We start from the raw sequence: 24,351 nt of genomic DNA, 5'->3' as shown, positions 1-24,351 counted from the left end.
TCTATATCTTGACTATTCTTTTTGTGAATACTAGATCACCACTGGTAATTTTCAGTATGTAAGTTCCCTTTGGCAACTGAGAAATGTTGAGTTGAACTTTGCTTTCTGATATGGGTAATTCCATGAATTTTCTGCCGGTGATATCAATTACCTCAATGTGTATTGCTTGATTATTGTTGGCATAGACATTTGAGAAATCAATAGTTACACAATTTTCAGCGGGGTTTGGATATACTTTTATTTCACCGGTCGAGGCAATTTCTTTCACTCCAATATTTGAAGTGTCAGCAGATTTAAATAAAACTAAACCACCCCGTTCATTGCCTACTACCATTTCGTAGCGCCCGTCATTATTCAAATCATAAATTGCCGGCGCTGCGTATGTTCCGGTTTGAATATTATCCAATGTTGAATCAACCAGGTGAAAATAATTTCCAATATTTCCTTCAATAGAATCATATAAATGCAGATATCCATTTTTTGCACCTATGATCATTTTGTACGTTCCGTTTACATCAACAAACTGCGGTACAGCAAAGCCTTCAATAGACCACCATTCAGAAACATTTATGCCTCCCAAATTATTGGTAAGATACATAAAACTATACGCTGATGCATTGCCAATATTTTCATAATAATTTATTTGCCCATTCCTTCTTCCAAGCACCAAGTCAAGATCGTCATCACGATCAAGATCAACCAGTACCGGAACAATATAAATGCCTGCATTAGTAGGTGTAACCAACGGATTGCTCATGTAATCATTCAACATGATATATGTACTGAAGATTGCAGGGTTACCGGCACCTCCCGTGTTTTCAAAGTAATAACAATATCCAGAATATTCACCCAGCACCATATCCTCATCACCATCATTATCTAAATCACCAAACGTAGGGTAGAAGTAGAGACTCAGCCCTATGCCCATAGTTGAAATATTCATATAATCATCAGTAACAAAAGTGAATTCAGGATTAGCCAGCGTACCTGTATTTTCATAATAATAAATAGATGAAATCTGATTTCCTGTTCCTGAATCAAAATGGCCTTGTGAGCTCACAATTAAATCTTTCAAACCGTCTCCGTTGTGATCAAAAAAAACAGGAAATGAACGAGATCCGACATCAATCATTCCATCTTGCATAAAATCATCTTGCTGATAAATGAATACGGGTGATAGATCAGTGCCTGTGTTGAAGTAGTACCACGTTGCCGTTCTATTTTCAGAACCTACTTTTGATGAGGGCGTGACAACTAAATCTCGTTTACCATCATTGTTGATGTCAACATGATATGCGCCGGGATAAATACTCACATCAGCAGCCAGTGATGATGACGGAAAATTTGGATCAGCTGAGTTCATGCCTGAATCAGTATTTGGTGCGATACCGCTGTTCATTAACATCACCAGATTACCATAAGAAATGTCACCTACCAGTAGATCCATCACACCATTATTGTTCATGTCCAACGGCGTAACCGTAGATCCTGAATGTCGGTCACCGCCACCTGAAGGATGCCATGATTCAGGATTAGCAATTTGATCATCACAAGGGTAGGAGAGTGTATCCCATAATGTTACTGAATTGGTAGTGGCAGATTCTTGAAATAATCCCCAGCAAATATTTTTCATTTCAAAGTAGAGTGAGTCACAATGCCCATACGTTTCCATGCTAAGATTTTTGTGATATTCAATTGCCTGACCTGTGCCTCCAAACGTGAGAATATCTACGTCGCCATCTCCGTCAATATCTTTGATACCTGGCAAATCAGCATTGCTAACATATAAGTATTGTTGCATGGTATATTGAAAAGATTTTAACCTGAGTGATACAATCTCAAACGAAAGGCCGTCAGTACTGTTGCCGGTATTTTTGTATACTTTTATTCCACCTGATCTTGCAGCAAAAATATCTTTCTTGCCATCACAATTATAATCTACAAGCAATACCCAGTTAAATAAATAATCTTCGTCTTCATAGGGATCAAAGATGTTTTTATATTCCGGAAATTTTGATTCATATTCCGGGGCGTATACCAAATCAATTGTTCCGGGTATGCCTTGTTGAATAAATGTAAGTACTTTGTTGTTGGTACGATCAAATACAAATACATCTTCAGTACCATCAAAATCTAAATCAATATTTGAAAATTGAGCGTAATCTAAACCGCCTACCCAAGCGTATTTTTGTAGAATTGAACTGCGGTATACATCAATGGTGTCAATACGTTCAAAACCAAATTGTGCTTTGACTGAAAACGAAAAATATAGTAGGAAGAGGAATGCAGAAAATTTTTTAATCATACGATTTGTTGTATATAAATCATGACGTGAACAACTTAGTAGACGTAAAAACGTGCTCAATGGTTAACTCTTGATGCCGTCATCTTTAATGGGTTTTGATTGAGCAGCGCACACATGGCCTGGTACAAACCAGGTGCTTTGCTATTCATTTCATCCGGTTGTTCAAAAAAAGTTTCAATACAAACAGCAAATAATTCATGCTTATTTTGTCCGGCATAATTTCTCAGTACTTTATCTTGCTGGCCACGCATTTTTATTACTTCCTGTTCTGCTGCTTGTTCCCAATGCGGAAATCGTTTTTCAAAATCATCATCAAAATATTCAATATGGATAGCATGAGCCATTTCATGTAAACCTAAGTTAAGTGCGTCAGTGGGATGTGCGTATCCTTTCAATAAATCTTCAAAAGACAAAAAGATTGCATCACCGCGTGACACGCCGCCTTTTACATAAGTTCGTTGTGTCTCAGAGAAAAATTGACGCGGATAAACAACAATGGTGTGATACTGATTGAACAACCACGTGTCAAGTCCCATTGTGATTTGAATAACCGGGGCGCAGCATAGTGCACTTACTTTGAGGTTAATTGCCTGTCCGTTGCGGCCTTGAAATTCCATATGTTCAATTAATTCATGTAAACGGTCAATGAATTTTTTTCTGTCTGTTTTGTCAAGTTTTCGGTAATAGTCAATGTGTTTGGTAAGCAACTGATGATAAAATATAATGAGTTTATTGTCCAAGTCTTTGTAGCTACCTGCATTTTCAATACCCACCCACAAAGGAGACCTCATGATGCCAATTCGCATACCGGAGCTACCTTTTTTTGATCTTGAAGTAAACAGGTAAATAACCATTGCAACCACAGCGACAGAAACCAAAAAAGCCACCATAAAATTTGTTTTGGGGATATGTTTGTACAAAACTAATTAAAACTTGAAATTATAGATTGAATAGTCTTATTCGTTCATTTTTCAATAAAATGTCAAGTTGGATAAGTGCCATTTCATTAGCTAATCACAGATTATTTGTAGCTTTGTACCCAGTTATGCGTCCACTGTATTTATATCTTTGGTTAACATTACCTTATATGCTTCGTGTTTTTTACCGGAGAACGAAGGTTTTGAATACTCAGAAAAATTTTAAGGCACAAACTATTTTTGTGTGTAATCACCCCAGTGCATTTATTGATCCTTTGATCATTGCGAATTTTCATAATCCCATCATTCACTTTATGACGCGGAGTGATGTTTTTAAACCTTGGCTGAAACCTGTTACATGGGCTTGTCACATGGTGCCTATTTACAGAACGGCAGAAGATGGAAGTGACAGTGCAGAAAAAAATCTAGCTTCATTTAAAGATGCCATTGGTATTCTTCAGAAAAAAAGATCCCTCATTATGTTTGGTGAAGGATATACGGATGACGTATTTATTCGCAGTTTAAAAACTATGAAAAAGGGGCCGGCACGAATTGCTTTTGGTGCCATGGAAGCAACTAACTGGAGTGAAGATATTAAAGTGCAGACCGTCGGAGTAAATTATTCTGACCCAACATCGTTTAATTGTGATTTGTTGATTTCAGCCGGGCCTGTCATTCACCTGAAAGATTTTCAAAAAACATACGAAGAAAATCCAAATAAAGCGGCAACACAACTCACCCGTGAATTGGATAAAAATCTGAAAGATCAAATCACGTATGTGAAAGATAAATCTCTGGCACCATTTGTTGATCACATCATGGCAATAACCCGCAAGGGTATGAATCATTGGTATCGTGACACCCGTATTCCCTTGGTTAAACGATGGGAGAATTCCAAAGCAACTGCCCAGCGCGTGAATGAAAATTACAAGGCTGAAGATGCTCAATGGACAGGAATAAAATCTGAATTAGAAAATTATTTTACCGATCAGAAAAAACAAAAGGTGAATGAGAACTGGGTGTATCATTATTCAAAATCACAGAATAAAAATCTATTGCTCCGCTTGCTGTTTTTGATTTTTTTGTTTCCAGTTTTTATAGTTGGATTTGCACATAATTTTCTTGCCTATATTCTGGTGAAAAAATTAGTTGAAAAAATGTTTCGCCGCAAAGTTTTCTGGAGTGGTGTTAAATTGTTGCTTGGAACAACGATTGATTTTATTCTCAACCTTCCGGTTATTTGGTTGTTCTATGAATTTGTTTATCCAAGTTATTGGTTGGGCTTGGCCTACTTTCTAACTGTCCCTGCTATTACAGGTGTAATTGCTTACAACTATGCGCTAAAATTTATGGATACTGTGCGCATTACTTCAGTTAAAAAAGATATCCTTGAAAAATTTGCCACTCGCAGAAAAAAAATTGCAGAGCAGTTGACGGGGTTGGGGTTTTGATGGTTCTCACCTCACCAACCCCTCAATCAATTCAGAAAAATTTTTCTTTAATACTTCACGCATTTTGTTTGCTCTTGATTGATCATAATGACGCTCTTGATCATCCATGTATAAATTTTTGCAACGTTCTAATTGCAAGGCATGAATCTCATCTTGTGGTTTGCCAAAATAGCGGGTTATGTGTCCTCCTTTGAAAGGCGTATTGTGGCTGACCTGATATGTAGTAGAAAGATTTTTTAGCGTGATTTCAATGAATTTTTTTGCAGCAGATTTTTCATCATTATTACCTAAAATCATTTCAGGAAAAGGGTCTTGTCTGATTGATTTAACGACCCGTCTGATTGAATGTGCATCCCAAAGTAAGGCTTTGCCAAATGTGGCTTTACGTTCGTTAAGCAGCGATTCTATTTTTTGGTAATAAGGCCAGTAATACTGAGCTAATCTTCTTTCAGTTTCAGCTTGATCAGGCTCATGTCCTGAATGATATAATGGATTGCCAAGAAAGTCAGTACTTGTTGTCAAACCGGTAATTAATCTTCCGTCGTTATAAAGTGGAACGCTATGCGGGTCTCGGTTCAAATCAATTACCCAGCGGCTGTATCTGGCGTATATCACTGTAATGCCAAGTTCAGGTGCAAAGTCATTTAGAAGTTGTAAATACCAATCGGTGTCATCTAAATATTGAACTTGTTCAGGCAAGAATTTATCTTTCAATTCATCCGGAAAATCAATACCACAATGTGGAATGCTTATGATTATTGGTGCGGCTTTTCCCGTAGCCGGTAGAATTTGAAAAGGAGAATTTGTCATGGCTGAATTTTTTGAATTTATTCTACTCCAAAAGAAACGGCAGTGTAAAAAAGTTCTGTGCCTTTTTTAATATCGGTCGTGTCAGAATTTAAAATTTCAAGATCTTTTTTCACGCTGTATATTTTACCAACCTCTGAAGCGTAAATAGTATACTGTCTTCGGTATTCAATGAAGCTAATTGTATTTTCAATTTCAACGCGCACTGTGCTGTCAAATGAATTTGCACCAATAGATAGCGGCTCATAAATATTTTCATAGCGTGCAGTTAATTCGGCATCTTCATTGAGTGCATTGTAATTCCAAAACCGGTCATACGAAATGGAAAAAGCCATACTAATTCTTCGCTTATTTTCTTCTAACGTTTCTGCCGTTTGTGATGTGCGCTTGATTGTCCAAACATCTTGTAAACTCCATGCACTGGTGTCATTCAAACGATAATACCGATATAATTTCTGATAAGTTTCTCCTTCACCATCTATCTCTGTTTCACCAATACGCTCTTTGATTTGATAAAAATTGGTGTCGTGAGCAGGCAGCAAAGCAACATCATGAAATATGTCAACCACATCATAGATAATATAATTGCCCTCATTCACCGGGAAAAAATGATAACCATAAAAAATAGGTCCGTTGTCTTTTTTACATGCAGTGATGATCAGCAGACAGACAATATACCAGAACAAATTTTTCATGAAAGGAATACGAATAAAAACCAGCCAGCGTTTGTAATGGCTTATTGCATGCGTTTAAGTTGCAAGCCATAAAGCAAGCAGAAAATACCTGAGACTAATAAACCAAAGATGATATTGAAAATTGCTAAGGTTCCGGTACCAAAATGCATTATTTCAACAATTGCGGGCAGGGCGCTATATGCCAAATAAAAATAATACCCGGTTTTTTTAAGTTGGAACATTTGAAGTACACCATAAAAACCAAGCACCACAATAGCAAAATTAAAACCTAGTATCAAATAGTGTTTTTCATTTGCTATATCAAGACGCAAAACCATTTCATTCAATAAATCTGTTCCAATTAATTGAATGGTTTCTTCATCCCAGCTTTCCATGAGAATAACTTTGCTCTGTTCTAATTCTTCAACACTCATTGGACCGGTTGCCATGCTCATCAATAATCCCAGTGCAGTTAAACCAATGTATATCCAAGATAATATTGCATATACCTTTAAGGCACCTCCTCTTTTTTCTTTTAAGCTCAGATTCTCATCAAGTGATTCAGACATAATGGTGTATTTTTTTAATAAATGTAATTGATTTTTCAAGTTCAGGACGCATATAAGTATCTTCACTGATAAACTTAATTGACTTGCGATAATCAAGCAAGATTTTTTCAATGGTATCACTTGATTTTAAAGGGCGTCTGAATTCAATTGCCTGTGCTGCATTCATGAGTTCAATACCTAAAATACGCCAGACATTTTCAACCACGCGAAATAATTTGGTGGCAGAATTTGCCCCCATGCTCACATGATCTTCTTGTCCATTTGATGATTCAATGGAGTCAGTAACTGCAGGCACCGCAAGTTGTTTGTTCTGACTGGCAATAGATGCTGCGGTATATTGCGGAATCATAAAGCCAGAATTTAATCCGGGTTTAGCAACAAGAAATGCCGGTAGGTTCCGTGATCCGCTTATGAGTTGATAGATTCTTCTTTCTGAAATACTGCCCAATTCAGCAAGTGCAATTGCCACAAAATCCATTGCCATAGCAAGTGGCTGACCATGAAAATTTCCGGCTGATATTATCTCATCCGTTTCAGGAAAAATGGTTGGGTTATCAGTAACTGCATTGATTTCTCGTTCAATAATTTTTACTGCGTAGTTGATTGCATCTTTACTTGCACCATGCACTTGTGGTATGCAGCGGAATGAATAAGGATCCTGCACGTGAATTTTTTTCTGCTGAATGAGTTCTGATCCTTCTAATATTTTTCTGAAAAATTCGGCAGTTTGTATTTGTCCCTCTTGATTTCTGATTTGATTCACATTTTCTGAAAAAGGATTGATTCTTCCATCAAATGCTTCAAGTGAAACAGCACCGGTGATATCAGCTGAAATGCACAAATGCTGAGCTTGTATAAGACACCAAGCGGCATGTGCGCTCATAAACTGGGTGCCATTCAACAAAGCCAATCCTTCTTTTGATTTCAATTCAATTTTATTCCAATTCATCAAGGATAACATCTCTGATGATTTCATTTTATCTCCACCAAAATATACTTCTCCTTCACCAATTAATGGTAATGAAAGATGTGCTAATGGTGCCAAATCTCCTGATGCGCCTAATGATCCTTGTTGATAAATTACCGGTGTGATATCCTGATTATAAAAATCAATAAGCCGTTGTACGGTTTGAATTTGTACACCTGAATTTCCATAAGAAAGACCTTGAATTTTCAATAATAAAATCAGTCTCACAATTGATTTTTGAACTTCATCACCGGTTCCGCAAGCATGAGAAAGTACTAAGTTGCGCTGCAGTTTTCCTAAATCTTCTGAGGAGATTACCGTATTGCACAGTGAACCAAATCCGGTATTGATTCCGTAATGAACTTCTCCGGGTACACTCATTTTGTTGTCAAGATAATCACGACACTGCTGAATGCGGATTTTTGCATCGGCTGACAATTCAAGTTTGAGATTTTTTTCAATGATTTCTTTTAATCTTGACAAACTCAGGTATTCAGATGATATGAGATGATTCATTAGTGAATGGCTTTGATAAATTCTTCAATTTTTCCGGTGCTTTGATTTCCGTTATCCATATTTTTCCATGTCAGCGTGTGGTCTTCTATTTCTTTTGAACCCAATAAAACAACAAACGGAATTTTTCTATCATTGGCATACTTCATTTGTTTTTGCATTTTTGCAGAAGAAGGATAAACCTCACAAGAAATATTTTGTTCTCTTAATAAGCTTGCGTATTTTAAACAATGCTTTTGTTCTTCAGCACCAAAGTTCACAAATAGAATTTTGGTTAATGAACTTATTGCATGCGGAAACAAATTCAATTCTTCCATCACATCATAAATTCGGTCAGCCCCAAACGATATACCAACACCTGGGACACCTTTTAAACCAAAAAGTCCGGTGAGGTCATCATATCTTCCTCCACCGCAAATGCTTCCCATTTTAACGTTGTTTGCTTTTACTTCAAAAATAGCACCGGTGTAATAATTGAGCCCGCGCGCAAGAGTGACATCAAATTCAATAGTAGCATTTTTTAATCCCAGAGCAGTAACATTTTCAAGTACAAAACTTAGCTCTTCAATTCCTTTTAATCCGCTTTCTGACAGCTCAAGATATTTTCTGAGAATGTCTAGTTTTTCTTCGTTAGATCCATTGAGTGAAAACAGCGGATGAATTTTTTCAATGGCTTTTTCGCTGACATTTCGTTCACGCAATTCTTTAATTACACCGTCAATTCCAATTTTATCTAATTTATCAATGGCAACAGTGATGTTCACCAGTTTGTCTGCTTCGCCGCATACTTCAGCAATACCACTTAATATTTTTCTGTTATTAATTTTAATGGTAACATCTGTCAAACCGAGTTTAGTAAAAACATCATCAAAAAGTTTTGTGAGTTCAATTTCATAGAGCAATGAATCACTGCCAACCACATCAGCGTCACATTGATAAAATTCACGATATCTTCCTCTTTGTGGTTTGTCAGCGCGCCAGACAGGTTGTATCTGATAGCGTTTGAAAGGGAACGAAATTTCATTTTGATTCATCACCACAAATCGTGCAAACGGAACTGTCAAATCATATCGCAACGCTTTGCCCGCAACAGAATTGGCAAAACGTGCGTAATTTCCTTCTTGCAAAGCAGCTGTGTCTGCATTTTTTACTCCTTCACCTGATTCAAGAATTCTGAAAATTAATTTATCACCTTCATCTCCATACTTACCTAATAAGGTATCGGTGTTTTCCATGGCAGGGGTTTCAATTGGCAAGAAACCATACTTTTCAAAAACTGATTTAATCACTGAAAAAATATAATTCCGCTTAGCCATTACAGATGGTAAAAAATCGCGGGTGCCTTTAGGTATTGAAGGTTTTGAACTCATGGTTGTCTGATATAATGCAAATGTACATTTTTCTGCTGATAGAGTAGTCAGCAATCTATTACCTCAATCCCGGAAAATGAATTTGATTGTGTAATTTGAAAATTACTTACCGCTTCCTTTGAAGATAATGGCAATGGTATAGAACATGATTTTAAAATCAAGCGCTAGAGACATGTTGCGGATATATAGCAGGTCATATTTCATGCGTTGTACCATCTGTTGTACGTTTTCAGCATATCCAAATTTTACCTGCCCCCATGATGTAATACCTGGTTTTACTTGATGTAAGAACAAATACTGCGGATCATGTTTTGTTATTTGATCTATAAAATGCCTGCGCTCTGGTCTGGGGCCAACTAATGACATCTCACCAACCAATACATTAAAGAATTGAGGAAATTCATCGAGCCGAGTTTTGCGCAGAAATTTGCCAATAGGTGTTATCCTTTTATCATGAGAGCTTGACAATTGAGGCCCTTCCTTTTCGGCATCTGTATACATGGTTCTATACTTGATGATATGAAAAGGTTTTTGATGAATTCCTATGCGCTCTTGTTTGAAAAAAATTGGCCCTTTTGAACTGAACTTCACAAGCAATGCCAATACCAAATAAAGAGGAATTAAACTGATCAGTGCAATAAGTGAGATAAAAACATCAAGAATACGTTTGGTTGAAATTTGCCACTCAGGCATCACGGCATCATTGACTCTAATAAGTAAAGCGCCGAAAATACTATTCATTTGAACATGTCCTGATAAAATATCATACGTGTCAGGTATCAAATTTATTCTCACATTATACCCTGCAAGATTTGCAATAATCCAATTCAGTTTTTCATGGTCTGTGCTTTCAACGGCGATGATAACTTCCTCTATCTTATTTTTTTGTAATACGTCATTGATCTGACTAATATTGCCTAGTAATGGCATGTGCTTATCTAATGCGAAATCACTGCCATTAATGTTTACATAACCCGTAAAAATATAACCTGATTGCTGATTTTGTTTTTTGATCTCATCATAGATATCAGCTGCTTTCTGGCTTCCTCCAATAATGAGCGTTTTAAATCCAAATTTACCACTGTGTATGCGTTTAACATGTATGGTAGTAATAATGATTCTTGGTGTCAGAGTTAGAAAAAATTGCAAGGCAAATAGTACACCTAATAAGGTATAAAATTGTTTGTATGAATAGACATAATCATTCAAAATCAAAGCAAAAAATACCAGCATGGTGCCAAGCAAGGTTCCAAAAAAAGTTTGCTTGATAGTTTTGAGCCGATAACTGCGTTCAACCGCGTTGTAGGTTCCTTGAAGGGTATATAAAAACATCCAGCAAAGTGGAATTATGATAATGCCCTCAAAAAAACTTCCTTTAAAAATTAGATCAGATTTTTCTACCTCAGTTACACGATAAATATAGAACAGTAACCATACTGAAACAGCCGTGAGGTAATCAAAGACCAGGTAAAAAGCAAGTAATGGTGAACGCTTCATTGATATCGGATCACTTTGATATTGTCAAGGTAAATTTTGGCCTCTGTCAGATCAGAATGAATGACGGCTAACAGATAAATTTCATAACTGGTTGCATAAATTTCATAGCTTACATCTTCAGTCAAATCAATATAAATTTTTTTCCATTTCCACTCGGTCTCATCTTGTGCATTCATTTGTACCAAGGGAGTATGCTCATTATAATCAACTGAGTTTTGGGCAATAACTCCCATACTGATTGCATTGTTGTTGAGATAATCAAATTCAATATATACATCTTCATTTCTTGGCAAATCAAGATAGGTACTGGTAATTGCTTTAAATAAACTATCTGTCTGCGTTAGAAAAATTCCTCCGCAACGCTGACCATATTCAACAATTTCAGGGAAATCAGTTTTGTCAATAAAAACCATTGGAGTGTCTGAATATGCTTCTGCGTCAAACTCAATGCCGGTGTCTTCAAAATCTTCTTTTAATTCAAAGACAAGATTAGTTTTGTAATGCACAACCGGATTTACCGTTATCTCTGTTCCTTTGGTCAACGTGAGTTCTGTTTCATAATCATCGTAGAAAGGGTATTTAACTCGTGTGGCAGAAATTCCGTTATTTTTTATGCCTGCAAAAATCTGGAATTTATGAGTGCCTTCAGCAAGAACCGGAATGCGAGCAGGTAATTCAAAAACACCTAAAGCTGTTCCGTCCATGTAAACCCATGCATCTGAAATACCGTGAGAGTTTTCTCCTTCAAGTACTTCGTCTGTCTCTAGATCAATGGTTGGAATATTTACCCAACAGGGCGTTGTATCTTCATGACAGCCGGTAAATAATAAGGGTGAGAAAATCAAGAGTGCGTAAAAAAACTTCATGCCAGGCGGTTTGTGTATGTTTTCAAAACGAATAAAATCAAGAATTATTATTTCTAACCAAATCATTTCCTTCTTTCACTTTTTGCATAATGAGCATGGCTACTTCAAGCGCCTGTGTTCCGGCCTCAAGGCTAACCGCAGGAATTTTATCAAAGAGAATGGCATCAGCAAAAGTTTGAAGTTCTTCACGAATGGCGTTTGATGTTTCAATTTCAGGTTTAAAAATTTCAATTTTCTTTTTGGATTTTCCGTTGCCTAAATCAAGCACAATATCAAAAGGATCAGGCTCTCCAACAACTTCAGACATTTTTACAATTTCAGTTTCTTTGGTAAGAAAATCAACAGATATATACGCATTACTTTGAAAGAATCTAGTTTTACGCATGTTCTTGAGTGATATGCGTGAGGCCGTGAGATTTGCCACACAGCCATTTTCAAATTCAATGCGCGCATTAGTAATGTCAGGCGTATCACTCACAATGGCCACACCGCTTGCTGAAACATTGGATACTTTTGATTTAACCGTACTCAGTACAATGTCTAAATCGTGTATCATCAAATCAAGCACCACCGGAACATCAGTACCGCGCGGATTATATTGCGCTAAGCGATGCACTTCAATAAACATGGGATTTTCAAGATATGGAATCGCTTTTTTAAATGCAGGATTAAACCTTTCAACATGACCAATTTGAATCTTTACCGGATGCTGTTTTTGAAGTGAAAGTAAGTCTGCTGCTTCTTCAATATTTTCTGTTACAGGTTTCTCAATAAAAACGTGTTTGCCTTTTTGAATAGCTAAAGATGCAATGGAAAAATGAGATGGTGTAGGGGTCACTATGTCTATGCAGTCTACTGCGTCAATGAGCTCACTGATATTGGTATATCGCTTGATCTGATATTCACTTTCAATAAATGAAGCATTTTCATTATTGGGATCAAAGAAGCCGATAAAATTGTAAACCGTGTTTAATTCACGAATGAGTTTTGCGTGAATTTTTCCCAAATGACCAACACCAAATAATCCAATTCTTAGCATGATTCGAATTTTTTCCAAAGTTAATCGGTTTCTTTCAGCTTGTTTTCGGAAAATGATCATAACCGCTAACACGCTCATTATCTGTAATTGATTTGATAAATTTCTTAGTATTCCTCTTTTATTTAATCAATATCTTCTTGTTCTTGAATTCCTATTATTTAGTATATTTGAGACTTGCAAAAGCCTAACCCAATCTTGAATGTCAAATACCATAGCGTATACAAGTACCATTGATACAGCAAATGCAGAAGCATGGCAAGTTGTGCGAACAGATCCTGCACGTGCGCTTGAAATTGCAATTGAAAATGCCGCCAAAGCCGAACAGGAAGGTTATGCTTCTGGCGCCGGCTGGGCATTTGGAATCATTGGCGCAGCCCATACTTGGTTAGGTAATTATGAAAAGGCACTGGAGTTCTCATTCAAATCACTTGAAATTTTGCGCTCCATTGGTGATCAGCGAAATGAAGTTCAGGTACTCTACAATATTTTCATCATTTTTCACTTGCTTGGAGATGCTGAAAAACAAATTCATTACGCTCAGGAATCACTTAATCTCGCTCGCACTGTTGGTGATAAATCTGGTGTTGCTAATGGCTTTAACGGATTGGGCACAGCTCATTACGTATTTGGTAAAGATGAGCAAGCCATTGAATACCTCATGCAAGGCGCTGAAATTGCCATTGAAATTGGTGATAAAAACGTACTTGGTAAAGTCTACGACGGAATTGGTCAGGCTTATTTTCATCTTGAAAATTATCCCAAGGCACTTGAGTATAAAAACAAATGTCTTGAAATAGTTAATCAGACAGGGGTTAAGCAGGTTCAGTCATTTGCTTATGATGGCTTGGGTGAAATTTATTCTCGTCTTGAAGATTATCCAAAAGCTTTGGAACATTTTCAAAAATCTATTCAGCTTAGAACTGAAATGGGTTTCAGAAAGGGAGTTGGAGATACGTCTTTGCATATTGCTGAAATGTACAGCACCGCCGGCGATAATATCTCTTCATTAAAATACTTTAAAGATGCCCTGAAAATTGGCGAAGAACTAAAGTCATCAGAACTTTCCTTCAAAGCGCATAAAGGGCTTTCAGATCTCTATGAGAAAATGGGAAATCTGCAACTCTTTGTTGAACATTTTAAAGCATATCATACCCAAAAGCAAGTTCATAATTCTGAGGTTGAATCAAAAAAACTCAAGGCGTTTGAATTGAGCGGAAAACTGGAGCAAATTCAGAAAGAAAAAGAAATACTTGAAGAAAAAAACGCACAGCTCCAAACGTATTTTGAAGATGTAAAAACGTTGAGTGAAATTGGAAATGAACTGACATCTACCCTTGATATTGAAGGTATTTTCAATATTATTTATCAGCGCATCAACAGTATCATGCATACCTCTGGTGTGTTTATTGGTTTATGCAATACCGAGAGAAATACACTAGAAGTAAAACTTGCAATACAAAAAGGCAAACGCGATGACTTTTTTGAGTATGATCTTGCAGTGAAAAATAGTCTACCTGTTTTGGTTGCTACTACAGGATGTGAAGTGCACATTGGAAATTATCAACATGAAATTCGTAAATATTTTCAAGGTGATGAGCATATTAAATCTGAGAAACTTCCCTCGGTAGTCATACTGCCGTTAACATCTAAAGAAAAAATTAGTGGTGTTTTATTAGTAGAGAGTGAAAAAATAAACGCATTCTCTGATCATCATTTTAACCTGATAAAAACACTTGCCGGATACATCTCGATTGCAATTGAAAATGCCCGTCTCTACCAAAATATGGAAGGCGTGGTCAAAGACAGAACCAAAGAATTGCAGCAATCTTATCTTAACACAGAGACATTAAATCAAATTGGTCAAGAACTAATCTCAACTCTTAATTTTGAAGATGTTTTTGAAAGATTGTATAGCAATGTGAATAAGCTCATGGATGCTACCATTTTTGGTGTCAGACTTTTCGATGCCGAAAAAAATACAGTTGAATATTTATACGAATATGAACGCGGTGAAAGATTAAATCATGTTTCTGTAAGCATGGATAATCTTGATAATTATTCTGTTTGGTGTATTCGTAATAACAAAGAAATTTTGATCCATAATAATGAAGTAGATTACGTTCATTATGTGAGTAAAGTGATGGTTGTTGGCGGAGATTTTCCGTACTCACTCATTTTTTATCCGCTCAGAAAAGGAGACAAAGTATTGGGTGCAATCAGTGTACAGTCTTTTGATAAAAATGTCTACACTGATTATCATGTTAACATTGTAAAAACGCTTGCCCACTATACGGTTATTGCGCTTGAAAACGCCCGTAACTATGAAATAATGGAAGAGGCTGTTCGCGCTCGTACTGCTGAATTAGTGAGGCAAAAAGAAGAAGTTCAGAAATCATACGAAAATACCAAGTTGCTTAGTGAAGTTGGTAAAGAAATTGCGGCAGAATTATCAATACCTGAGATAATTTCAAAAGTATATAGCAACGTGAACAACCTCATGGATGCTACCATTTTTGGCATTGGTATTTACCGTCCGGGTAATGAAGATTTATTTTTTCCTGGTGCAATGGAAAAAAATGAAAGGTTAGGTGATTTTTCGTATCCGGTTAGTGCTGATAAAATTGCCACGCGCTGTTTCAATAAACTTGAGGAAATTATTATCAACGATTGGCAACTTGAATTCAGACAATATGTAAATTCTGATTATGAAGCTGCCCAAGGTGAGATGCCTGAATCTATGATTTATCTGCCTTTGGTTTCAAAAGAAAAAAAGATTGGAGTAATAACAGTTCAAAGTTTTGAACGAAATATTTACCATGAATATCATCTGAATATTCTCAGAACTTTATCGGTATACATCGCCTCTGCCCTTGAAAATGCAAGTCTGTATAAAGACATGGAAGATAGGGTGGAAGAGAGAACGAAAGAATTGATCAAGTCTCATGAAGATTCTAGAATTTTAAATCATATTGGTCAGGAATTAATTTCAACACTTGACTTTGAAACTGTTTTTGAACGTTTGTATCAAAACGTGAATAAATTGATGGATGCTACCATATTTGGTGTGCGGTTGTTTGATTCAGAAAAAAACACGGTAGAATATTTGTATGAATATGAAAAAGGGCAGCGACTTGAACCGCTCTCTGTCAGCATGAATAACAAGGACAATTATTCTGTTTGGTGTATTGAAAATGATAAAGAAATTCTTATACACAATAATGAAACTGACTACAAAAAATATGTTAGTAAAGTGATGTTGGTTGGTGGCGATTTTCCTTATTCATTAATTTTTTATCCCTTGCGCAAGGGGGATAAAGTTTTGGGGGCAATCAGTGTGCAGTCTTTTGAAAAAAATGCATATTCAGAGTATCATCTCAATATTGTAAAAACACTTGCACATTATACAGTAATTGCACTTGAGAATGCCAGAAACTATGAGGTAATGGAAGAGGCAGTGCGTGAGCGCACAGCTGAGTTAGTTTCTCAAAAAGAAGAAGTTTCGCGCTCGTATGAAAATACTAAATTGATCAGTGAAATTGGTCGTGATATAACCTCAGAATTGAGTGTTGAAAAAATCAATGCTTTGGTGTACTCACGCATTAACCAATTAATGCCTGCAGACGGCTTTGGAATTGGAATTTATGATGATCGTGTAAACAAACTTTTCTATCCGGGATATATTGAGTTGGATGAAATTTTAGAAGAGTGTTATGACGATTTGGAAGATGAAAACATGATTGCAGGCTATTGTTTTCATCATGATAATGAAATTGTTGTTGGAAATCTGAATACAGAATATTCAAAATATATAAAAAAATATAGTGCACCCGTTCATGGCAAAGCAGTGAGTTCGCTAATCTATCTGCCTTTGAAAGTGAAGGGTAGAAAAATAGGCGTGATCACAGTTCAAAGTTTTACTGAGAATGCCTACAATGAATATCATGTGAACATCTTGCGTTCTCTGGCTGTTTATACTGCAATTGCGCTTGACAACGCAGGACTCTATCAAAATTTGGAAGAGCGTGTGCTTTTACGTACGGCAGAAATTGATCGTGCTTATCAAAATACAAAACTCATTGGTCAGATCAGTCGTGACATTACGGAGTCTCTTTCTGTTGAAAAAATCATTGACAAGGTATACAGTAATATCAATGCCGTGATGGATGCAACCTGTTTTGGAATTGGAATTTATGATCAACAAACGCAAATGATCAATATGCCGGGCTTTATTGAAAACGGTGAGCGGATGGAACTTTTCGGATATCACATTACCGATGATCGGCTTGCAACCTGGTGTTTCAATAACAAGAAAGAAATTTTCATCAGCAACTATTTTGAAGAGTACCATCACTATATCAAGGGCATTCAAAAACCAGTTTCAGGTAAAGATTCATTATCTATCATCTATCTTCCGCTTTGTCTTAAAGATGAAATGGTGGGACTGATTACCGTGCAGAGCTTTAAAATAAATGCGTACACTGAATATGAACTAGATATTCTGAGAGGTTTGGCAAACACGATTGCTGCGGCTATTGAAAACGCCAAGTTGTATGAGAGCTTAGAAGATAAAGTGCGTGAAAGAACCGCAGAGGTAGTGAAACAGAAAGAGATTATTGAAGAAAAAAATAAAAACATTACCGATAGTATTATTTACGCCAAACGAATTCAGGATGCAACCTTGCCAGCCAAAGATTTGGTAAAATCATATCTTGAAAATTCATTCGTACTCTTTAAACCAAAAGACATTGTAAGTGGTGATTTTTATTGGATTGAACGTGTTCAAAATCTCATATTATTTGCCGTTGTTGATTGTACCGGACACGGTGTACCAGGCGCTTTTCTCAGCTTAATTGGTCATAACAGCCTAAACCAAATTGTCAATGAACTAAAAATTTACCAACCAAATAAAATATTGGAGGAACTTAACCGGATTGTTTCAAAGACATTACATAATTCAACTGAAAAAGGCACCAATATCAAAGACGGAATGGACATGGCAATTTGTTCATTGAACTTAGATACAAACGAACTTCAATTTGCCGGTGCATTTAATCCATTATATCTCGTCAGAAATGGAGAAATGGAAGAAATTAAGGGAGACAAATTTCCAATTGGTGCCGGCTTCTCGCAAAATCCTGAATTCACAAATAATCTTATTCAGCTTCAAGAAGGTGATTGCATTTATTTATTCTCAGATGGTTATGCAGATCAATTTGGTGGACCAAAAGGAAAAAAATTCAAGTACTCACGCTTTAAAGAAATTCTGGTTGAAATTCATCAGAAAGAAATGGCTGAACAACATGATATTCTCCATGCATTGATTGAAGAATGGCAGGGAGATCTTGAACAAATTGATGATGTCTGTGTAATTGGTATCAAACCATAATAATTTCAGACGGTGTTGTATTTTATCCTGAAATATTTATCCAGGCTGACAATCGGAATTTACTTCAGACGTAAAAGTGTGATTGGTAAAGAAAATATTCCGCAAAATGTGCCGGTTATTTTTATTGCCAATCATCCAAGTGCATTCATGGATCCCATGTTGATTGCAACTTATGTACAGCAATCTATCTATTTTCTGGCTGCCGGTGAATATGTGGGAACAGGAATTAGAGGCTGGATTTTTAGAAAAATGCTGCACATGATTCCGGTATATAGACCATCAACCCGACCAGATGATGTGCATAAAAACAAACAAATGTTTGAACACTGCTACAAGCATTTATCTGCCGGAGGTCATTTAATGGTTTTTCCTGAAGGCGTTTCAGTTACGCAAAGAAAAATTCTCCCGTTTAAAACCGGTGTTGCACGAATAGCAAGAGGAGCTGAAATAAAAAATAATTTCAAATTGAATATTCATTTCGTTCCGGTTGGTCTTAATTATTCAGATCCACATCAATTCAGAAGTGATGTGTTCATTAATATAGGCAAACCAATACGCGTGATTGATTTTATTTCACAAGATGAAAAAAATGAAGCACATGATATTGATCAACTAACAACTAAAGCTGAACAAGCTCTATATGAAACAACGCTTCATGTTGAAAATGAGGATGACGATAAATTATTGACTCAGCTTGATGCTATTTATACACGAGATCTTAAAGATGAATTGGGAATTCAGTTCACAGAGCAGGTCAGAGAATTTAATGTGCAGAAAGAGATGGTGAACGCAATCAGATATTTCAGAGAGCATAATCCTGTTGGCTTGAATAATCTTGCGAAAAAGGTAGATGAATATCTGAATTCTCTCAAGGCTCATGGTTTAAGTGATGAAGATATTCATGATATACAATTCAGCCAGTCTTTTAGACGAATTGGAATTTTCATTTTTGGATTTCCGATTTTTTTTGTTGGTGCTATACTCAATGCGTTTCCCTGGTTTTTGACGCAATTTATTCTCAAGAGATTACGCTTCAAAGATTCATTTCAGGGTTCAGTTGCTATGGGCGCGGGATTGATTGTGTTTACTCTATACTATCTAATAAGTTCCATTGTGTTGTTCTTTGCTACACCATTAAGTTGGTGGGCGTTAATTTTTCCTGTTGTATCTTATTTATTTGGTGTTTACGCGCAAATTTATCGCGCAGCAATTAATTATAGTGTACATAGAAAACGTCTGAGAAAACTGCTTAAAGCTGATCAACCTGCAGCTGAAAAATTAGCTGAGCAAAGAGAACTTTTAATTTTACAGTGCGAAGAATTCAGGGCTGTTTACGAAAGATCTCAACACAATTAGTATTGTTCTTCTTCTATTTTTTTACGCATTCTGTCTGCCCAAGTAACAGTCATATATGGGATATGAATACTATCACATTCACAATATGATTGGGGAATCATTGATAATTGCTGGGTTCCCTCAACCCTTGAAATTCTCCACCTGTTTAGAATTCCTTTATACGTAAATGAAATTACCTGATATTCTCTATCAAATTGTACTTCGTCTTGGCGGTTAATTTTTAAATGTTGATCATCAACAAACTGAATGTAGTTCCATGGGTTGAATTGTAGAGAATCATAATGTTTAAAACCAAGTTTCAATTTTGGATGTAGAGTGTCCAGCTCGTATTCATGAGGTAAACTTGAAGGGTTGAATCCAAAGGCATCTAACTCAGTGATGATTTGATTGTCCAGCTCAACACGTTCATACATTTTTATGAAGTTTTTATTAATAAAATGCATGCTCAAAACCAAGGTGTCTCCAATAAAATGATACTCGCTTTTTACTTTCTTTTTACCTATATCACAAAGAATATATTTGGAACTTATTTCACTTACAAATTCATCTGTTTTAAAGTAGGGATAGAAATACACTTTCAATTTAGCAGGCTCAATGATGATTTCTTCAGAGTTGGGCAAATAAAATGTTTTGCCATCGTAGGAGTTTTCGTCCTGATACATCTCAATGCCTTTCCAATGTCCAATAACTTTATTTTCAGGGCTGTCAAGTGGCGCCAGCACTTTGGCAGTAATTCCTGCAAAGATAAAAGTGGTTAAAAGCATATATTTCGATTTTAAAGCAAAGATAGAATTTTGATAATAAAGTTGTTGTCAAGAATTTTAGATCGTAAATGCGAAACGATTGCACATAAAAAAAGCCGGAAGCGTTTCCGGCTTTTTTTGAATATATTTTTTCAACTTATTTTTTGTAGAAAGGTAAGGCAACTACTTTTGCTTTCAACGCTTTGTCACGAATTGAAATATAGATTTCACTGCCGGGACTTGATAGCCCAGTAGGGACATAACCCAAACCTATCGCAATGTTCATTGAAGGTGACATGGTACCTGATGTAACAATACCAATTTTCTTTCCATTGGCATCTACAATTTCATAATCATGTCTTGGAATTCCTTTGTCAACCATTTCAAAGCCAACTAATTTTCTTGTAACACCAGACTCTTTTTGAGCTTTTAAATTAGCGCTATTCGTGAAGTCTTTGGTAAATTTTGTAATCCATCCCAAACCGGCTTCAAGAGGCGAAGTGGTGTCATTGATATCATTACCATAAAGGCAATAACCCATCTCAAGTCTTAATGTGTCACGTGCCGCAAGACCTATTGGTTTAATACCATAAGCGGCTCCGGCTTTGAATACTTCATCCCACATTTGATTTGCAAATTTATTAGGAAAGTATACTTCAAATCCACCTGCTCCGGTGTATCCAGTTGCAGAAATAATTACATCCGGAATCCCTGCAAATGTTCCTTTTTCAAAGGTGTAGTATTTCATCTGAGCCAAATTAGTAGAGGTGAGTTTCTGAAGTGCTTCAACGGCTTTTGGACCTTGAATGGCAAGTAGAGAGGTATCATCAGACATGTTTTGCATTTCAGCTCCCATCGTGTTGTGTTTGCTGATCCAATTCCAGTCTTTTTCAATGTTAGAAGCATTCACTACTAACATGTATTCTTTATCGTTGAACTTGTAAACAATTAAATCATCAACTATTCCCCCTTCATTATTTGGTAGGCATGAATACTGCGCTTGTCCGTTTACCATTTTGGACGCATCATTTGAAGTTACCTTCTGAATGAGATCAAGTGCTTTATCACCGCGTATCATAAACTCACCCATGTGAGAAACGTCAAAAACACCAACACTATTGCGCACACAATCGTGTTCTGCTTTTACTCCTTCATATTGTACCGGCATGTTGTATCCGGCGAATGGTACCATTTTAGCTCCAAGTGAAATGTGCTTGTCTGTGAGTGCTGTGTTTTTCATGTTATGAGTATTTATTTTGATTGACAAATGTAGAAATTTATCCAAGCAACCTTGAAACAAAATGTGTTGAATGGGTTAAAAAATGAATTCGTTCTATTTCCAGTCGCTGGTCAGTGCATGAAGATGAATATTGTCAGAATCACAATTCCAATCGTTCTTTCGGACAGAATAGATTAGTTCATCAATGAATTTTCCATTTTTGAAGAACGTGTCTTTTAATCGTGCCTCAAGTTTGTAACCGACCTTTTCAAGTACTTTCTGTGATGCCAAATTAGTTCCAAAGGGTCTTGCAAAAAATCGGGTAATGTCAAAATTTTGAAATGCTATTGTAGTTACTTTTCTGATAGCTGATGAAACAATTCCGTTGTTCCAATAGGGTTCTGCTAACCAATAACCTAATTCAGCATTTTTGCGCTGGATGTCTGAAAGAGGGTGAATGCCTATTCCTCCAACCGCCTCGTGATTCACTATAATAGCAAACAGTCTATCTGGGTTTTGGGTAGCCATGTCCAGAAAGTTCTGACCATTCTCACGCGTGTAGGGCGTTGGGAAACCGTCTGTCATGTTTACCGCAATTTTTGGATTGTCAGCGTATTTTATAAGATGCTCAATATCCGATATTTTCCATGGACGAAGTTGATATTTCATTCAATAAAGTTAGGATGATTATTTTATGTTGGTTCATTGTCCTTGAGTTTAGCACAATTCCAAAAATGCAAATAATTGTAAATTTGGAATTGACAGGTTTTAAGTAATTGTAAAACAATATAATAATATTTTTCTTTTTTCGATTAATGAAATTTATGCGATATAAATTGTTGTAGAAAGTTGATCTAATGTTAGCAAATTCCAAAAATGTAAAAATTTGTAAATATGGAATTTATATATGTTAAACATCAGAAATACAGATAAATAAAATTATAAAAATGATTAGTTAAAATTTTATTGGAATAAATTATTGGAAAGTTGATCGTAAAATATGAATACCAAAAATGCAAAAAATTGCAAATGTGGAATTAAATAAGTTCAATTATCAATCATTCAAACTGTATAAATATTTGAAGTTAGCAATTCATAATTTTTACAATTTAACAAACTCCAAACTGAGACGATTTTAGTCAAATTCCAAAAATGTAAAAAATTGCAAATATGGAATTGAAGTAGGTTATGTTTCAGAAAAACAGATAAATAAAAAATGTTATAATTTAAGAGTCTATTTTTTTTGCAATTAATATATCGTATATTTGAGCTTATATCTTGAATTCCAAAATCACAAAAAATTGTAAATATGGAATTTTAAGATGATAAATAACAGATATACAGGAGTCTATAAATATGAATTTATGAATTCACTTTTTGAATCGTTCATGTTTGAAGATCATGCTTGAATTCCGAAAATGCAAAAAATTGTAAATATGGAATTTGACGGGGTTAGTTATCAGGATAACAGCTGAATATGAATAGGCAATTTAACTATACTCGTGCGCTCAAGGCTGAGGCAATTGAAACTGCAAACGAGTTTAAAATTTTATGTGTCACCGGACCGCGTCAGTCTGGTAAAACTACTTTTTGCAAGAATTTATTTAAAAAAACAAAATATATCAATCTTGAAGATCCTGATATGGCTGGTTTTGCACGAGATCAACCTCGCAAATTTTTATCAGCGTGTAAAGGCAGAACTATTTTAGATGAAGTTCAGCGCGTACCTGAACTTTTTAATTACTTGCAGGGATGGGTGGATAAGCAGGGTCAGAATGGACAGTTTATATTAACGGGTAGTAGTAATTTTCTGCTGCAGGAAGGTATTTCTCAATCTCTCGCAGGTAGAGTAGGGTATATTGAATTATTGCCATTCAGTCAGTCTGAATTATCTATCAATGACGCCGCCGATGACGATGTTACTTCTGCTATTTTCAGAGGTGGATACCCTGTTGTTGTAACTGGTAAAACTAGCGCTGCTAGATGGAATGACAACTACATTAAGACCTATATTGAAAAAGATCTTAGGCTCCTTAGGAATATCGGAAGCTTGTCTACTTTTAACCGTTTTTTAAGAGTATGTGCAGGCAGAGCTTCTCAATTATTGAATCTGTCTTCTATTGCGAATGAAATTGGAGTGGATGTAAAAACAATTGATGCCTGGATTAGTGTATTAGAGATGAGTTATATCGTGTACCGACTCCCCCCATATCATGTCAATTTCAACAAGCGCGTTATTAAATCTCCTAAACTGTATTTTTATGATACCGGTGTGCTTTGTCATTTGCTTGGAATAAGATCTGCTTCTGCTTTGGCCTCGTCTCGGCATTATGGTGAAATATTTGAGAATTTTATTGTAACTGAAATTGTGAAAAACCGCAAGAACCATGAGCAATCAGGTGATGTTTTTTTCTTCAGAGACAGTGTTGGAAATGAAGTTGATGTTGTAATAGATAGAGGTGATTCACTCGTACCAATTGAAATAAAATCGGCTAGACGAATTAACAGCGGAGACTTGCGTGGAGTTCGTTGGTTTAACCGATTCTTAAGACAGTCTGGTGGTATGCTGCTTTACGGCGGCAAAGATGAAAAATCCTTTGATGATGATCTAGTTGCTTTGCCTTTTTATGAGGTCATGAATTTGTAATGAAGCAACACTATTAATTTTAGAA

At 36.1% G+C, this 24,351-nt stretch carries 17 protein-coding genes; 4 read left to right on the top strand and 13 right to left on the bottom strand.

The window, feature by feature from the left end:
- Position 1: 1 nt before the first annotated feature.
- Both IPH66_08570 and IPH66_08565 read right to left on the bottom strand, forming a co-directional pair.
- Positions 2-2,305 carry a T9SS type A sorting domain-containing protein gene (locus tag IPH66_08570; GenBank protein MBK7129399.1) on the bottom strand — a complete coding sequence of 768 codons (2,304 nt, stop codon included), beginning with the start codon at positions 2,303-2,305 and terminating at the stop codon, positions 2-4.
- 56 nt (positions 2,306-2,361) lie between these two features.
- Positions 2,362-3,195, bottom strand: a complete 834-nt coding sequence (locus IPH66_08565; GenBank protein ID MBK7129398.1) for a zinc-dependent peptidase — start codon at positions 3,193-3,195, stop codon at positions 2,362-2,364.
- Between the two features lie 269 nt (positions 3,196-3,464).
- On the opposite strand from IPH66_08565, the gene IPH66_08560 reads away from it, so the two are divergent.
- The gene (locus tag IPH66_08560) at positions 3,465-4,673 is read left to right on the top strand and encodes a hypothetical protein (GenBank protein MBK7129397.1); all 1,209 of its coding nucleotides are present in this window, start codon (positions 3,465-3,467) and stop codon (positions 4,671-4,673) included.
- Between the two features lie 6 nt (positions 4,674-4,679).
- Here IPH66_08560 and IPH66_08555 read toward each other — a convergent pair whose 3' ends face one another.
- The 8 genes from IPH66_08555 to IPH66_08520 all read right to left on the bottom strand — a co-directional run bounded on the left by IPH66_08555 (position 4,680) and on the right by IPH66_08520 (position 12,975).
- Positions 4,680-5,483 (bottom strand): N-formylglutamate amidohydrolase, encoded by an 804-nt coding sequence (locus IPH66_08555; GenBank protein ID MBK7129396.1) that lies wholly within the window; start codon positions 5,481-5,483, stop codon positions 4,680-4,682.
- A 17-nt stretch (positions 5,484-5,500) separates the two neighbouring features.
- Positions 5,501-6,175: a hypothetical protein gene (locus IPH66_08550; GenBank protein ID MBK7129395.1), complete on the bottom strand. Its 675-nt coding sequence runs from the start codon at positions 6,173-6,175 to the stop codon at positions 5,501-5,503.
- Between the two features lie 41 nt (positions 6,176-6,216).
- Entirely contained in the window at positions 6,217-6,723 is a 507-nt protein-coding gene (locus IPH66_08545) for a hypothetical protein (GenBank protein MBK7129394.1), read from the bottom strand.
- Positions 6,716-8,206, bottom strand: a complete 1,491-nt coding sequence (hutH, locus tag IPH66_08540) for a histidine ammonia-lyase (protein ID MBK7129393.1) — start codon at positions 8,204-8,206, stop codon at positions 6,716-6,718. The genes IPH66_08545 and hutH overlap by 8 nt, the downstream gene beginning before the upstream one ends.
- Positions 8,206-9,573 (bottom strand): histidine--tRNA ligase, encoded by a 1,368-nt coding sequence (locus IPH66_08535; protein MBK7129392.1) that lies wholly within the window; start codon positions 9,571-9,573, stop codon positions 8,206-8,208. Before IPH66_08535 ends, hutH begins: the two co-directional genes overlap by 1 nt.
- A 102-nt stretch (positions 9,574-9,675) precedes the next feature.
- Complete coding sequence (locus IPH66_08530; GenBank protein ID MBK7129391.1) at positions 9,676-11,070, bottom strand: sugar transferase; 1,395 nt, start codon at positions 11,068-11,070, stop codon at positions 9,676-9,678.
- Complete coding sequence (locus tag IPH66_08525; GenBank protein ID MBK7129390.1) at positions 11,067-11,936, bottom strand: hypothetical protein; 870 nt, start codon at positions 11,934-11,936, stop codon at positions 11,067-11,069. Before IPH66_08525 ends, IPH66_08530 begins: the two co-directional genes overlap by 4 nt.
- Positions 11,937-11,973: 37 nt before the next feature.
- Positions 11,974-12,975, bottom strand: a complete 1,002-nt coding sequence (locus IPH66_08520; GenBank protein MBK7129389.1) for a Gfo/Idh/MocA family oxidoreductase — start codon at positions 12,973-12,975, stop codon at positions 11,974-11,976.
- 199 nt (positions 12,976-13,174) lie between these two features.
- Here IPH66_08520 and IPH66_08515 point away from each other — a divergent pair, with 199 nt between their 5' ends.
- Together IPH66_08515 and IPH66_08510 are read left to right on the top strand one after the other, a co-directional pair.
- Positions 13,175-18,361, top strand: coding sequence for a GAF domain-containing protein (locus IPH66_08515; GenBank protein ID MBK7129388.1), 5,187 nt, complete (start codon positions 13,175-13,177; stop codon positions 18,359-18,361).
- A 12-nt stretch (positions 18,362-18,373) separates the two neighbouring features.
- The gene (locus IPH66_08510) at positions 18,374-19,717 is read left to right on the top strand and encodes a 1-acyl-sn-glycerol-3-phosphate acyltransferase (protein MBK7129387.1); all 1,344 of its coding nucleotides are present in this window, start codon (positions 18,374-18,376) and stop codon (positions 19,715-19,717) included.
- On the opposite strand, the gene IPH66_08505 is transcribed toward IPH66_08510, so the two are convergent.
- The 3 genes from IPH66_08505 to IPH66_08495 form a co-directional block, all read right to left on the bottom strand.
- The gene (locus IPH66_08505) at positions 19,714-20,481 is read right to left on the bottom strand and encodes a hypothetical protein (protein ID MBK7129386.1); all 768 of its coding nucleotides are present in this window, start codon (positions 20,479-20,481) and stop codon (positions 19,714-19,716) included. The genes IPH66_08510 and IPH66_08505 overlap by 4 nt on opposite strands.
- Positions 20,482-20,617: 136 nt before the next feature.
- Positions 20,618-21,700, bottom strand: coding sequence for a glycine cleavage system aminomethyltransferase GcvT (gene gcvT / locus IPH66_08500; GenBank protein MBK7129385.1), 1,083 nt, complete (start codon positions 21,698-21,700; stop codon positions 20,618-20,620).
- 93 nt (positions 21,701-21,793) lie between these two features.
- The gene (locus tag IPH66_08495) at positions 21,794-22,348 is read right to left on the bottom strand and encodes a GNAT family N-acetyltransferase (protein ID MBK7129384.1); all 555 of its coding nucleotides are present in this window, start codon (positions 22,346-22,348) and stop codon (positions 21,794-21,796) included.
- Between the two features lie 808 nt (positions 22,349-23,156).
- Here IPH66_08495 and IPH66_08490 point away from each other — a divergent pair.
- Entirely contained in the window at positions 23,157-24,326 is a 1,170-nt protein-coding gene (locus tag IPH66_08490) for an ATP-binding protein (protein ID MBK7129383.1), read from the top strand.
- The last annotated feature ends 25 nt before the right edge of the window (positions 24,327-24,351 follow it).

Source organism: Crocinitomicaceae bacterium (genome assembly GCA_016708105.1).
Taxonomy (GTDB): domain Bacteria; phylum Bacteroidota; class Bacteroidia; order Flavobacteriales_D; family Crocinitomicaceae; genus JADJGJ01.
Note: the sequence above shows the minus strand (reverse complement) of the source record. Positions and strands in the feature narration are given on the sequence as shown.